Annotated in this window: 9 protein-coding genes; 4 read left to right on the top strand and 5 right to left on the bottom strand. The window is 68.2% G+C overall.

All coding sequences use genetic code 11. The annotated features are described in order from the left end of the window. Positions 1-200 precede the first annotated feature (200 nt). Positions 201-386 (bottom strand): hypothetical protein, encoded by a 186-nt coding sequence (locus tag DIE22_RS27435; protein WP_006758664.1) that lies wholly within the window; start codon positions 384-386, stop codon positions 201-203. Positions 387-591: 205 nt separating this feature from the next. On the opposite strand from DIE22_RS27435, the gene DIE22_RS27425 reads away from it, so the two are divergent. Next, positions 592-1,350 carry a DeoR/GlpR family DNA-binding transcription regulator gene (locus tag DIE22_RS27425; RefSeq protein ID WP_124494856.1) on the top strand — a complete coding sequence of 253 codons (759 nt, stop codon included), beginning with the start codon at positions 592-594 and terminating at the stop codon, positions 1,348-1,350. A 104-nt stretch (positions 1,351-1,454) separates the two neighbouring features. Then, positions 1,455-3,248: a phospholipase D-like domain-containing protein gene (locus DIE22_RS27420; RefSeq protein ID WP_124606511.1), complete on the top strand. Its 1,794-nt coding sequence runs from the start codon at positions 1,455-1,457 to the stop codon at positions 3,246-3,248. Positions 3,249-3,406: 158 nt separating this feature from the next. Here DIE22_RS27420 and DIE22_RS27415 read toward each other — a convergent pair whose 3' ends face one another. The 3 genes from DIE22_RS27415 to DIE22_RS27405 all read right to left on the bottom strand — a co-directional run bounded on the left by DIE22_RS27415 (position 3,407) and on the right by DIE22_RS27405 (position 7,182). Next, positions 3,407-4,081 (bottom strand): TetR family transcriptional regulator, encoded by a 675-nt coding sequence (locus DIE22_RS27415; protein ID WP_124494860.1) that lies wholly within the window; start codon positions 4,079-4,081, stop codon positions 3,407-3,409. 118 nt (positions 4,082-4,199) lie between these two features. Then, positions 4,200-5,468, bottom strand: coding sequence for an NAD(P)/FAD-dependent oxidoreductase (locus DIE22_RS27410; protein WP_124494862.1), 1,269 nt, complete (start codon positions 5,466-5,468; stop codon positions 4,200-4,202). Between the two features lie 133 nt (positions 5,469-5,601). After that, a complete protein-coding gene (locus DIE22_RS27405; protein ID WP_124494864.1) occupies positions 5,602-7,182 on the bottom strand; it encodes an amino acid permease in 1,581 nt (526 codons plus the stop codon). Between the two features lie 630 nt (positions 7,183-7,812). Between DIE22_RS27405 and DIE22_RS27400 the strand changes: the two genes are divergently transcribed. Continuing rightward, positions 7,813-9,324, top strand: a complete 1,512-nt coding sequence (locus DIE22_RS27400; protein WP_124494866.1) for an aldehyde dehydrogenase family protein — start codon at positions 7,813-7,815, stop codon at positions 9,322-9,324. A 139-nt stretch (positions 9,325-9,463) separates the two neighbouring features. Here the strand turns inward: DIE22_RS27400 and DIE22_RS27395 are convergent, their stop codons facing one another. After that, complete coding sequence (locus DIE22_RS27395) at positions 9,464-11,926, bottom strand: DUF3772 domain-containing protein (protein ID WP_124494868.1); 2,463 nt, start codon at positions 11,924-11,926, stop codon at positions 9,464-9,466. Positions 11,927-12,341: 415 nt separating this feature from the next. Between DIE22_RS27395 and DIE22_RS27385 the strand changes: the two genes are divergently transcribed. Beyond that, positions 12,342-13,760, top strand: a complete 1,419-nt coding sequence (locus DIE22_RS27385) for an MFS transporter (protein WP_124494872.1) — start codon at positions 12,342-12,344, stop codon at positions 13,758-13,760. Positions 13,761-13,905: the final 145 nt, after the last annotated feature.

Genomic DNA, 13,905 nt, shown 5'->3' with positions numbered 1-13,905 from the left:
TTGTCGGATTCTGCACTCGCCGGTCGCGCGTGCGGGACGCATGCCGCGGCCATGCGTGGCGCGCGGCTTCGGCTGCGAATGGCGGCGACGGACACGAAGCGCCGCAAGCGCGGCAACGGGGCGGCCGTTCGGCTATCGGCCGGCCGGGCGATAGCGCCGCGGCATGACGACGCGCCGTAGCGCGCGGCAAGGAAGGAAGCTCAGTCGAGCGAGAACGTGTCGAGCGGCTGGTTCGCGCGCACGTCGGTCGCGAAGCGCGCGGCGAGCTGTTCGTACAGCCGGCGGGCCTCGTCGAGCGTCAGGTCGATCCAGTACGGATCGCCGGCCCCGTCGTTGAGTCGTTCCGGCGAGAACTGGATTTCGAGCACACTGCCTTTGCGATACATGGCGCAAGCCCCTTGCTGGTCTGTCGTTCGGCGAAACGCAGAGTGTAGCAATCGCGTGCCGCGCCGATTCGCGCGCATCGGGCAATACAGAATTTCGCTTTCGTGAAACGCGGCCGCCGCCGGACGCGACCTCGTCAAATACCGGTCAAACGGCCGTAATACAATGGCTGGCTTACCCATTACCAGTCGCCTCGGGCGCATTGCGATGCTGGCGGAACAACGTCATCAATACATCCTGTCGGAGCTCGGACGCTCGGGCGCGCTGTCGGTCGCCGAACTCGTGCGCTCGCTCGACGTGTCGCGCGAGACTGTGCGGCGCGACCTGAACGCGCTCGCGGCGCGCGGCCTGCTCGTGATGACGCACGGCGGCGCGCTGGCGGCGGACCGCCGCGAGCCGAGCCTGTCCGAGCGTGAAGCGGCGAACGCCGAAGCGAAGCGCACGATCGGGCGGCGCGCGGCCGAATTCGTGCCCGACGATGCATCGGTGCTGATCGACTCGGGCAGCACGCCGCATGCGGTCGCGCTCGCGCTGGCCGACCGGCACCGGCTGTCGATCTATACGAACGACTGGCGTACCGCGTTCGTGCTCGCGCGGCGCAACGGCAATCGCGTGACGCTGCTCGGCGGCGAATTGTCCGATGACGAGGATGCGACGTTCGGGCTCGATACGATCCAGCAGCTCGCGCAATATCACGTCGATTTCGCGTTCGTCGGCGCGGGCGGCATCACGGCCGACGGCGACTGCACCGACTACTCGCGGCTCGCCGCCGAAGTGCGCAGCCGGATGATCGCGGCGGCCGGCACGGCGGTCATCGTCGCCGACCATTCGAAGTTCGGCCGCGTGACGCCGGTGCGGATCAACGGCACGTCGGCCGCGCGCTACCTCGTGACCGAGCGCGCGCCGGACAAGACCGTGCGCCGCGCGCTGACCGCCCGCGGCATCGAGTTGCTCGTGTGCGACTGACGCGGGTCCGACATACAAGGTTCATCGAACCGTCATCGCGCGGGAAGAACCGCCGTCAACACTGACTCATTCATCTCGACCGGCCGGCCCGGCAGGAGCAACGAATGACCGTCAGCGTACGCAGCTATCTTTCCCCGACCCTGGTCCTGCTGGCCTTCGACTGGCCCGACGCGGCGTCGCGCACCGACTTCCTCGGCTTCGCGATCCGGCGCACGCCGGGCTTCTGGTCGGCCGACGGCAAGACGCGGGCGCCGAACAGCTGGCTGCCGAACCGGCTGACGTTCGACGGCCCGGCCGCCGATACGCAGGGCGACGCGCCGACCGACCAGGCGCCGATCCAGAAATTCATGTGGTGGGACGCGCGCATCGATCCGCAGGATCGCGATGCGTCGTTCCGCTATGACGTCTATCCGGTCGTCGGCACGCCGGCGCACCTGCAGGTGCTCGATGCGGAGGCCGGCGTGTGCGATGTCGTGCTGCCCGCGCACGTCGTGGACGGCGTCGGCACGTGGTTCAACCGCGCGGTGGTCAGCTCGCAGGCGTTCGCGAAGCAGGTCGCGGCGCTGGGTCTCGCGCCGAATGCGGCGCCGAGCGCGGACCAGGCGCTGAAGCTGCGCACGTGGCTCGCGAACGACATGGAGCAGGTGTTCGCGGCGATGCTCGATCCCGCGTCGCGCGCGGTGTCGGCCGTCTATCACCTGACGGACACGCTGTGGGCGCTGCCCGCATTCGAGGCGTTCGGCCGTCAGCATGGTGAAGCGTCGCTCGCGATCGTCTACGATGCGCACACGACGGCACGCAAGGGCAAGCCGCCGCTGCCGTCGCCGAACCAGCCGGCCGTCGACGCGCTGCAGGGTCTTGCGACGCTGGCGCCGCGCGATCGCACGCACATCATGCATGACAAGTTCGTCGTGACCGACGCACCGGCGAACGGGGCAACTGCGGTGACGCCCGCGCGCGTGCTGACCGGTTCCGCGAACTTCACGACCGAAGGGCTGACGGAGCAGGCCAACGTGCTGCACGCATTCGATTCGCCCGCGCTCGCCGCGCTGTACAACGCGCGTGCGCAAGCGCTGGCCGCGAATCCGACGATCGCGGAGACGGCGAAGTTGTCGCCGGGCTGGTCCGAGCCGCTGACGATCGGCAGCGCGCAGGTGCGCGTCGCGTTTTCGCCGGAGCCGGCGGGGCAGCGCACCGAGATCGATACGATCGTCGCCGCGATCGCGGCCGCGAAGCATTCGGTGTCGTTCTGCCTGTTCATGCCGACCGACGCGGCGCTGCGCGACGCATGCTTCGCCGCCGGCGACCGCGGCCTGATGATGTTCGGCCTGGTGAACCGCATCAACGCCGGCAGCGCGACGAAGGCCGATGCCGCGCAGCACGACGGCCAGCCGCTCGATGCGGCGACGCTCGCGAACCTCGAGCTTTACCATCGCCAGCGCGATCATCGCGACGTGATCGATGCCGCGTATTTTTCGCCGGCAACGGTGCCGCAGGGTTTCGAGCCGGAGCTGCGCCTCTTTCCGGGTGAACCGGCGCCGGCCTATCCGCCGGTCGTGATCCATCACAAGTTCATCGTGATCGATGCGGAAGGCGCGAACCCGATCGTCTATACGGGCTCGGCGAACATGAGCCGCAATTCCGAGCAGTACAACGACGAGAACCTGCTCGAGATCCGCGACACGCGGATCGCGGCGATCTATCTCGCGGAATTCCTGCGGCTCTACGAGCACTATCGCGCGCGGGCGCTGTCGATCGAGACGAAACAGCACGGCGCCGGTTCGCATCGGCAGCTCGCGCTCGCGCCGGATTCGAGCTGGGCGAAGAAGTATTACGTGGCGGGCAGCCCGGAAGAGAAGGCGCGGATCGCGCTGGCGTCGACCGCGCCGACGGAGTGACGTGCGGCGTACGCGCTCGGCCGGAACGGGCCGGAAGGGAAGCGCCGCGTGCGTCCGGCTCGTGCCGGCTGCATGCGGCGCGGTGTCATTCGGGAGGCGTGTCGTCCGGCGAACGCATCGCTCGCCGGACGGCCTTCGGGCGGAATCGCGCGCCGTGCCTACGCGGCGACGTAGCGCAGCACCGAGTCGGCGATCGTCTCGCGATGCCGCGCGCGCAGCCGCGGCGCCGACGGATCGCGGCCGAACGCGGCGCCGAACGTATAGCGGTTCGACACGCGGTGGAAGCAGAACGAGCTGATCAGCAGGTGCAGGTCGAACGCGTCGATGTCCTGGCGGAACGCGCCGCTCGCCGCGCCGCGCTCGAGCAGTTCCTCGAGCGTCTTGATGATGCTGACGTTGCGGTTCTTGAACGACTTCAGTTGTTCGAGATACTTCGCGCCGTGGATGTTCTCGATCGACACGAGGCGGACGAAGTCGCGATGCTTGTCGTGATAGTCGAACGTGAATTCGACGAGCCGGCGCATGCCTTCGCGCGGCTCCATGTCGCCGACGTGCAGTTCCTGCTCGAGCGCGCGGATGTCGCCGTACACCTTCTCCAGCACGGCCTCGTACAGGCCTTCCTTGCTTTCGAAGTAGTAGTAGAGCATTCGCTTCGTCGTGTTCGTACGCTCGGCGATCGCGTCGACGCGCGCACCGGCGAGGCCCATCGCGGAAAACTCCTGCGTGGCGACGTCGAGGATGTTGCGCTTGGTTTGCTCGGGATCGTATTTGCGCCGCGCATCGGTCGCAAGCGCGCGGCTTTCGGACGTGGCGGCCTTGCTTCCAGCTTTCATGTGACTTTGTTGTGGGTTGGCGGCGGCATGAAAAAACCATTCTAGCATGCGGGAAATCCCCGTCCCGCCGACCTTCCGCTCTAATCGGCAGCGCGGTTTCGGCCGCCGCCGCCGGCGTTCAGCGCCGGCACGACGCGAGTGCGTCGCGGGCCTGGTACGCGGTGTATGTGAGCTGCGCGGCGGCGAGGCCCGCGAGCCCGAACGTGCGTGTGAGACCGAACGCGGCGAAGCCTTCCGGCACGGGCCGCTCCCCGGCCAGCGCGGCGGCGAGCGCTTCGCCCGCGACGGTGGTGGGGGCCATCCCGTGGCCGCCGAACGCGATCGCATGCCACACGCCGTCTGCGTCGCGCCCGATCTGCGGCATCTTGTGCCGCGCGTAGCTCATCAGCCCGCCCCACGCGTAGTCGACCTTCACGCCGTCGAGTTGCGGATACACGCGCAGCAGGTCGCGCCGCAGCAGCCGTGCGATCGCGTCGGGGCCGCGGTCCAGCACCGAGATCCGGCCGCCCCACAGAATCCGCGTGTCCTTCAGCGGGCGGTAGTAGTCGAACGCGAAACGCGTGTCGTAGATCGCATACGGCGCATCGATCGCGTCCGGCAGGCGCGTGCCGAGCGGTTCGGTCGCGATCACGTAGGTCGCGATCGGCAGCACCGCGCGCTCGATGCGCGGCGACACGCCGCGCGCATAGCCGCCGCCGGCGAACACGACGTCCTTCGCGCGCACCGTGCCCTGCGCCGTGCGCACGACGTAGCCGGCGCCTTCGCGCGCGATGCCGAGCGCGGCCGAGCGTTCGTACACGCGTGCGCCGCCGCGCGACGCGGCCGCCGCGACGCCGAGCACGTACTTGAGCGGATGGAAGTGAAACGCGTTCGGCTCGAACAGGCCGCCGTAATAGCGCGGCGTCTTCAGCCGCGCGCGCAGCGCGTCGGTCGCGACCGGTTCCCAGTCGACGTTGAATTCCTGCTTCATCAGCGTGCGCACGCCGTCGAGCCGCGACGGATCGTCGAACCAGTTCGCGAGCATCACGCCCTCGTCGACGATGTCGCAGTCGATTCCGTAGCGGGCAATCCGCGCGCGGATCAGGTCGACCGCATCGACGGTGAGCCGGTACAGGCGACGGCCCTCGTCGCGGCCGAGCGTGCGCAGCAGGTCCGCGTTGTCGAGGCTGTAGCCGCCGAACACGAACCCGCCGTTGCGGCCCGATGCGCCGAAGCCGACCCGTTCGCTGTCGAGCACGACGACATCCCGCACGCCGCGCTCGACGAGACCGAGCGCCGTGCACAGGCCGGCGAGGCCGCCGCCGACGATGCAGACCTGCGTGTCGATCGTGCCGGTCAGTTGCGGGTAGGGCTGGCGGGTAACGGTGGCTTCGTAGAAGTTCTGCATGCGTTTTCGGTGACTCGTAACGGCGGAAAAGCGGGCGTCGCGCGTCGATCTTGCCTGAACGCGCGCGCCGCGTCGAATGGGGTTTTCAGCGCGCCGGCCGCCGCGGCCGGGCGGCGGCCGGCGCGGTCGCGCATCAGGCGCCCGGCGTCGGGTTGGCCGGGCTGGCGACGTAGGCCGGATAGCCGGCGTCGGCCTTCTCCGTGGCGTCGGGCGCCGCGTTGCGCGCGATCCACGGCGCGATCTCCATGTCCTCGTGGCGTACGAGGCGGCATTTGCGCACCAGCGCGTAGCCGAGCCAGATCACGAGGAAGAACGGCAGGCCGATGTAGGTCGCGGCGATGCCGGCCCAGTCGATCCTGTCGGCGAGGAACGCCTGGTAGTCCTGGCCGAGCGCGACGATCGCGCACAACGCGAACGCGAACAGCGGGCCGAACGGGAACCACTTCGACCGGTACGGCAACTGGTCGAGCCGATAGCCCTGCTTCAGGAACCCCTTGCGGAACCGGTAGTGGCTGACCGCGATGCCGAGCCACGTGATGAAGCCAGCCATGCCCGACGTGTTCAGCAGCCACAGGTAGACGGTTTTGTCGCCATACAGCGACGTGAGGAAGCACAGCGCGCCGACGGCGGTCGTCGCGTACAGCGCGTTGCGCGGCACGCCGCCGGGCGACAGCTTCGCGAACAGCTTCGGCGCGCGGCCTTCGACCGCGAGGTTGTAGAGCATCCGCGTCGACGCGTACATGCCCGAGTTGCCGGCCGACAGCACGGCCGTCAGGATCACCGCGTTCATCACGCCGGCCGCGAACGCGAGGCCCGCGTGGCGGAACACGAGCGTGAACGGGCTCACGCCGATGTCGGTCACGTCGCTTTTCAACAGGCTCGGGTCGGTGTACGGAATCAGCACGCCGATCACGAAGATCGCGAACACGTAGAACAGCAGGATCCGCCAGAAGATCTGGCTGACCGCGCGCGGGATCGTCGTGCGCGGGTTCTCCGATTCGCCGGCCGCGACGCCGATCATTTCGGTGCCCTGGAACGAGAAGCCCGCGATCATCGCAACGCCGAGCATCGTTGCCCAGCCGCCCGCGAACGGCGCGTCGCCGATCGTGAAGTTGGCCCAGCCCGCGCTCGGGCCGCCCTGCATGATGCCGAAGATCATCAGCAGGCCGACGCCGACGAACGCGAGGACCGTCAGCACCTTGATCAGCGCGAACCAGTATTCGGCTTCGCCGAAGCCGCGCACCGACAGTGCGTTGAGCGCGAAGATCAGCGTGAGGAAGATCGCGCTCCACCAGACGCCCGGCACGTGCGGAAACCAGTAGTGCATCACGAGCTGCGCGGCGACGAGTTCGACGGCGAGCGTCACGGCCCAGCTGTACCAGTAGTTCCAGCCGAGCGCGAAGCCGAAGCCTTCGTCGACGAATTTCGCGCCGTAGGTCGCGAACGAGCCCGACACCGGCATGAACGCGGCCATTTCGCCGAGGCTCGTCATCAGGAAGTAGACCATCAGGCCGATCAGCATGTACGCGAGCATCGCGCCGCCGGGGCCGGCCTGCGAGATCGACGCGCCGGACGCGACGAACAGGCCCGTGCCGATCGAGCCGCCGATCGCGATCATACGCAGATGGCGTGCCTGCAGCGCACGGTGGAGGGACGGCTTCGCGGGCGGCGGGCCGGACGGACGGGGCGAGTCGGGGCGGGCATCTGGATGCATGGCGGGTGCTGGGCGCTGTCTCCGGGATTGTTTTTTGGCTACGAAGTGCGATGCGTCGCCGGCCGCCAGCCGGGCAGCGGCGATGCTTCGCGGGCCCGATCCGGATCGGGCGGGCCGCGATCGGCCGGGCCGCGACGCGTGTCGCCTTCGTCTGTCGTCCGGCCGCTGCTGGCGGCCGTCGGTGCGCCGGGTGCGGTGCACCTCGACGCCGCCCCGATTGTGTGGGGCCGCCGCATGGTCGGCAAACGATATTTCCGCACTGGGTGATGCGGCTTTGTCATCAAGTTGCAGCGCGCCGCAACCGGCGCGGCGGCCCGGCCATCGGCCCTGGACACGTCCGATACCCGTGCCGAAACGGGCGGATTCGTCCTGCCCCGGTGTTGCGTTTTGGGAATGAAGTCGTGAGTTAATATCAATAGCGGCCCGGCTTGCGGCCACCGACAATGTGTCTCATGGATCCTGCCTCGCGAGGCGGGGGCGCGCCGTCCGGCCGGATTTCCGGTGGCGGCGCGGCGCACCGGGCCTGCCGAGCTGCGCATCCGCTTGCACAAGGCGCGCGAACGCGCTCCAATCGAATCACGCGGGCGGCGTCGCCGCCGCACCGATCAATCTGTCCCTGAAGAGGAAGTGATGCAATTCAACGACATTCTTGCCGCGCTCGACATCGATCTCGCCCAGTGGAAAGGCACTGCGCTGACCGCGCGTTCGCCGCTCGACGGCGCGACGCTCGCGACGCTGGCGGTCGACTCGCCCGCCGACGCCGAGCGCAAGATCGACGCCGCGCACGACGCATTCCTCAAGTGGCGCACGGTGCCGGCGCCGGTGCGCGGCGAACTCGTGCGCGTGTTCGGCAACGTGCTGCGTGAGCACAAGGCCGAGCTGGGCCGCCTCGTCACGCTCGAAGCCGGCAAGATCACGTCGGAAGGGCTCGGCGAAGTGCAGGAAATGATCGACATCTGCGATTTCGCGGTCGGCCTGTCGCGCCAGCTTTACGGCCTGACGATCGCGTCCGAGCGCCCGGGCCACCGGATGATGGAGACGTGGCACCCGATCGGCGTGTGCGGCGTGATCTCGGCGTTCAACTTCCCGGTCGCGGTGTGGGCGTGGAATGCGGCGCTCGCGTTCGTATGCGGCGATTCGGTCGTGTGGAAGCCGTCGGAGAAGACGCCGCTCACCGCGATTGCCTGCCACGTGCTGCTCGAGAAGGCGATCCGCGAATTCGAGAAGACCCATCCGGGCGTCGCGCCGAAGGGCCTGAGCCAGCTGGTGCTCGGCATGCGCGATGTCGGCGAGGTGCTGACGTCGTCGAGGAAGGTGCCGGTCGTCAGCGCGACGGGCAGCGTGCGGATGGGCCAGGAAGTCGCGAAGGTGCTGAGCCAGCGTCTTGCGCGCGGCATCCTCGAGCTCGGCGGCAACAACGGGATGATCGTCGCGCCGAGCGCCGACCTCGACCTCGTGGTGCGCGCGGTCACGTTCGCGGCGGTCGGCACGGCCGGCCAGCGCTGCACGACGCTGCGCCGCCTGATCGTGCATCGCAGCCTGGTCGAGCAACTGCTGCCGCGCATCGAGAAGGCCTATGTGTCGGTGAAGGTCGGCAGCCCGCTCGAGGAAGGCACGCTCGTCGGTCCGCTGGTCGACCGTGCGTCGTTCGACGCGATGCAGAAAGCGCTGGCCGATGCGCGCGAGCAGGGCGGCGAAGTGAAGGGCGGCGAGCGCGTCGACGTCGGCCACGCGGATGCTTACTACGTGCGTCCGGCGATCGTGCGGATGCCGAAGCAATCGGCGGTGGTCGAGCGCGAGACGTTCGCGCCGATTCTCTACGTGATGGTCTACGACGACTTCGAAGACGCGATCGACGTGCACAACGCAGTGCCGCAAGGCCTGTCGTCGGCAATCTTCACGAACGACATGCGCGAGGCCGAGCAGTTCATGTCGGCGGCGGGCAGCGATTGCGGGATCGTCAACGTGAACATCGGCACGAGCGGCGCGGAGATCGGCGGCGCGTTCGGCGGCGAGAAGGAAACGGGCGGCGGCCGTGAGTCGGGTTCGGACGCGTGGAAGGCGTACATGCGCCGTGCGACGAACACGATCAACTACAGCCGTCAGCTGCCGCTGGCGCAAGGGGTGAAGTTCGACGTGTGATGCGGGGCGCCCGGGAGGGCGCCTTGACGGTCGAATGAACAGGGCCGGTTGCCGCGGAAGCGGTAACCGGCCCTTGTCGTTTCCGGCGCTGCGGGCGCCGCGATGATCGATCGGAGCGACCGCACGCTCAATGACTCACTTACGGTTCATGTCGCGTCGAACCGTCGCCCGCCGGCAGGTTCTGCACGACCAGCATCTGCGGTGTCGACAGCGTGATCTGCGCCGCGCGCAACTGCTTCAGGATCTCGAACAGCAGGTCGCTCTTCGTCGTGCTCGCGATCCGCGGGCTCGCCACGTAGCCCGTCACGCTCAGCGTGATCCCTTCCGGTGTCAGCTGGCTGAACGTGACCGACGGCGCCGGCTTGTCGAGAATCGCCGGGTGTTCGAGATACGCATCGAGCAGCAGGTCGCGCACCTGCTCGGGGTCGGTGTTCAGCGGGAACGTCAGCATCAGCGTCGCGACGCCTTGCGTGCTGTTGCCCATCGTCACGTTGCGCACGTTCTGCGAGATCAGCTGCGAGTTCGGCACGATCACGGTCGAGCGGTCGGTGAGCTGGATCTCGGTCGCGCGCACGTTGATGCGGCGGATGTCGCCTTCGACGCCCGCGATGCTGACCATGTCGCCGACCTTCACCGGCCGCTCGGTCAGCAGGATCAGCCCCGACACGAAGTTCTTCACGATCTCCTGCAGGCCGAAACCGATACCGACCGACAGCGCGCTGACGATCCACGCGAGGTTGCTCCACTTGACGCCAAGCAGCCCCAGCGTCATCAGCACGAGCAGCACGTAGCCGACGTTGGCGAACAGCGTGACCAGCGATACGCGCATCCCCGCGTCCATGCCGAGCGCCGGCATGAACTCGTTGTCGAGCCAGCGGCGCACCGAGCGCAGCAGGTAGAAGCCGATCGCGAACCCGATTGCCGCGTTCATGATCCGGTCGGGCATGATGTTCAGGCTCTGCAGCCGCTGGCCGCCGATCATCGCGATCGCGCTGTCGAGCAGGTCGCTCGGCGTCGTGCCGAAACCGCCCGTCAGCAGCGCGATGGCCGCGACCAGCATCAGCAGGCTCGTGCCCAGGCCGGACACGACGGTGTGCGCCTGTTCGAGATGCTTGTCGTCGAGCGCGAACAGGTGCTTGATCTGCTGGCCGGTCGACAGGTTCGCGGAGAACAGGCTTTCGCTCGCGTCGCGCGTCAGTTGCGTCAGGATGTAGATGCTGCACAGGACCAGCTCGAACCACACGAGTTCGTAGGTGATGAACCGCGCGACCGTGATGTAGCCGATCACGAGCGCGATCAGCGACACGATAATCGCCAGCGTGACGCCGGCATGGATCAGACCCGCGAGCGTCGAGCGTTGCTCGGGCGATTCGCCGGCGGCCGCGAGCGCGGCGCGCTCGCGGTTCGCGCGCAACAGCGACGCGCCGACGGTCAGCGCGACGACGAGCGAGACGATCCCGCGGCCGAACAGCGTGACGGACAGGCTGGTATCGACGATCCGGTTGATCGATTCGAGCGTGCCGGACATCAGCAGCAGCGCGGCCAGCACGCCGGGAAACGGCCGCATCGCGAGCGCGACGGGATCGGCGAGCGCCGGCAGCCGCCACGACGGATGTTTCGTGCAGAGCAGCGCGCGGCCGAGGCCGGCGATCAGCGCGCAGGTCACGGCGAGCTTCGCGAACTGATCCCACAGATCGCTCATCGAAGGCGTGAGCGCGTAGTGGCGGGCGAGCGCGAGATAGAGGATCTGGACGGCGACCGCGGTAGCCAGCAGCGTCGAGAACGCCGTCGCCAGCGCCAGTGCGCTGCGCCGCAGCCGGGTGGGCGGCAGGCGGTTCAGGCAGACCCACGCGAGCCCGCGTTCGAGGATGCGGCGGCCGCCGAGCCAGACAGCGAGCGCGGCGATCATCAGCAGCGTGGTGAGTGCACGCTGTCCCGGTGTCCACGACGAGCGCAGCATGTCGCGCAGTTCGTCGTTGAAGTCGTCGAGCCGCTGGACATCGTCCGGTGACAGGTGGAACAGCGGCAGCCAGAATTGCGCGCCGAAGATGCTGCCCGAACGGAACGCGAGCTGATTCTTCAGCAGGCTGCGGTGCAGCTTCGCGAACTGGTCGTTCAGGTTCGCGAGGTTGGTCTTCTGGTCCGCCGCCTGCTTCAGCGCTGCTTCGATTTGCGTCTTGCGCGCATTCAGCGTCGCCCGCTGTTGCGCGACCGCGGGCGTTTCGGGCGATGCGCCCGGGGCCGGCGGCGGGCCGAGCACGTCGAGCTGCGCCTGGACTTGCGTGCGCTGCGGTGCGAGCTGGCTCTGCAGCTTGTCGACGTCGGCGCTCAGTTCCTGGGTCGCGTCGCCGAGTTCGTCGAGCTCCTTGCTGTTGGTCGCGTTCGACGTCTGCTGCTTGATGCGGTCCTGTTGCCCCTGCATCTGCTTGAGCTGCGCCACCGCGTCGCTCAGCGAAATGGTCGGCACCGGGACGCCGACGCCGCTCGCGGTCGGCGCGGAGGCGGCAGCCGGAAACGCCGACGCGGTCGCGAGCGCCGCGAACTGCAGCAGTGCGAACAGCGCGATCCGGCGTGCGTACGTGGATAGTCGTTGCATGGACATGGAATGCTTACGTTTTGCCGACAATGCCGGGCGCCGAAAGGCGGCCGGAAGCCGGGAGTTGACCCGGTAGCATGTTACCGGGGCATGGCGACCGCGGTGACGCCGATTGCGCGCCTGCCCGCCGCGCACCGGGTTGCCCGCGCGGGCTCGCGATGGCCCGGTGTGCCCTTGCCGACGGGGCCGTGCCGGTTGCGGCCGCGGTTGGACAGCGGTCTCTCGCGATGCCGGCGAACCTGGCGGATCCGACAGACGGTTACGCAATTTACACATTGTCCGGCGTGAAAACGGGCTATCCGAACCGGTTCGCCACGTGACGCGGCCCGCGCGGCGTGCCGGTACAATGCAGCGAATCGCCCGACGGCGGCCCGCTGCCGCCGGACAACAACACACGACACGATCAGGAGACACGACCACGATGGTCTCAACGGACAGCTTTCCACAGGCAGCCGCCTCGTCCTCTTCCATCGACGCCGGCTCGATATCGGCCCGCCTCGACCGCCTGCCGCCGACCCGCAGCGTCTGGAAACTCGTCGTGCTGCTGAGCCTCGGCTTCTTCTTCGAACTCTACGATCTGCTGTACAGCGGCTACGTCGCGCCGGGCCTCGTGAAAAGCGGGATCCTGTCCGCGACGACGCACGGCCTGTTCGGCACCACGGGCGTCGCGAGCTTCATCGCCGCGCTGTTCGCCGGCCTCTTCATCGGCACGATCGCATGCGGCTTCCTCGCGGACCGCTTCGGCCGCCGCGCGATCTTCACGTGGTCGCTGCTGTGGTACACGGCCGCCAACGTCGTGATGGCGTTCCAGGACACGGCAGGCGGGCTGAACTTCTGGCGCTTCGTCGTCGGTCTCGGCCTCGGCGTCGAGATGGTCACGATCGGCACGTATATCTCCGAACTCGTGCCGAAGCAGATCCGCGGCCGCGCGTTCGCGTGCGAGCAGGCGGTCGGGTTCGTCGCGGTGCCGGTGGTCGCGTTCCTCGCGTACCTGCTCGTGCCGCACGCGCCGCTCGGCCTCGACGGCTGGCGCTGGGTCGTGCTGATCGGTGCGCACGGCGCGCTGTTCGTGTGGTGGATTCGCCGCGCATTGCCCGAAAGCCCGCGCTGGCTCGCGCAGCAGGGCCGCGTCGACGAAGCCGACCGCATCATGCGCCTGCTCGAGGCGAAGGTCGAAGCCGAATACGGCCGGCCGCTGCCGCCGCCCGCGCCGGCCGAGCCCGTGCCGCCGCGCGGCAGCTTCCGCGACATGTGGGTGCCGCCGTATCGCAGCCGCACGATCATGATGACGATCTTCAACGTGTTCCAGACGGTCGGCTTCTACGGCTTCGCGAACTGGGTGCCGACGCTGCTGATCAAGCAGGGCATCACGGTCACGTCGAGCCTCATGTATTCGAGCGTGATCGCGCTCGCGGCGCCGCTCGGTCCGCTGATCGGCCTCGTGATCGCCGACCGCTTCGAGCGCAAGTCGGTGATCGTCGCGATGGCGGCGGCGATCGTCGTCTGCGGGCTGCTGTTCAGCCAGACGACGGCGGGTGCGTTCCTGATCGTGCTCGGCATCGGTCTCACGCTCGCGAGCAACATCATGTCGTACAGCTACCATGCGTACCAGGCCGAACTGTTCCCGACGTCGATCCGCGCGCGCGCGGTAGGCTTCGTCTATTCGTGGAGCCGCTTCTCGGCGATCTTCTCGTCATTCGTGATCGCGGCGGTGCTGAAGGGCTTCGGCACGTTCGGCGTGTTCTCGTTCATCGCCGGCGCGATGATGATCGTGATGGCCGCGATCGGCTTCATGGGGCCGCGCACGAAAGGCATCGCGCTCGAAACCATTTCGAAGTAGGCGGTGGTGGCGCGCTCGTGTGCCGCGTGCGGCATGCGGGCGCATTGCCGCAGTGTGATGTTGCCGGGAATGTCCAACGAAACAGTCTGCCATGCGGCGGCGAAGCAAGCGGCAACGAGTTGAAACAAGGCGTGACGAAGCGCAA

This window comes from Burkholderia sp. Bp9142 (genome assembly GCF_003853415.1).
Taxonomy (GTDB): Bacteria; Pseudomonadota; Gammaproteobacteria; order Burkholderiales; family Burkholderiaceae; genus Burkholderia.
The sequence above is the reverse complement of the archived record's forward strand: the minus strand, read 5'-3'. Positions and strand labels throughout refer to the sequence as shown.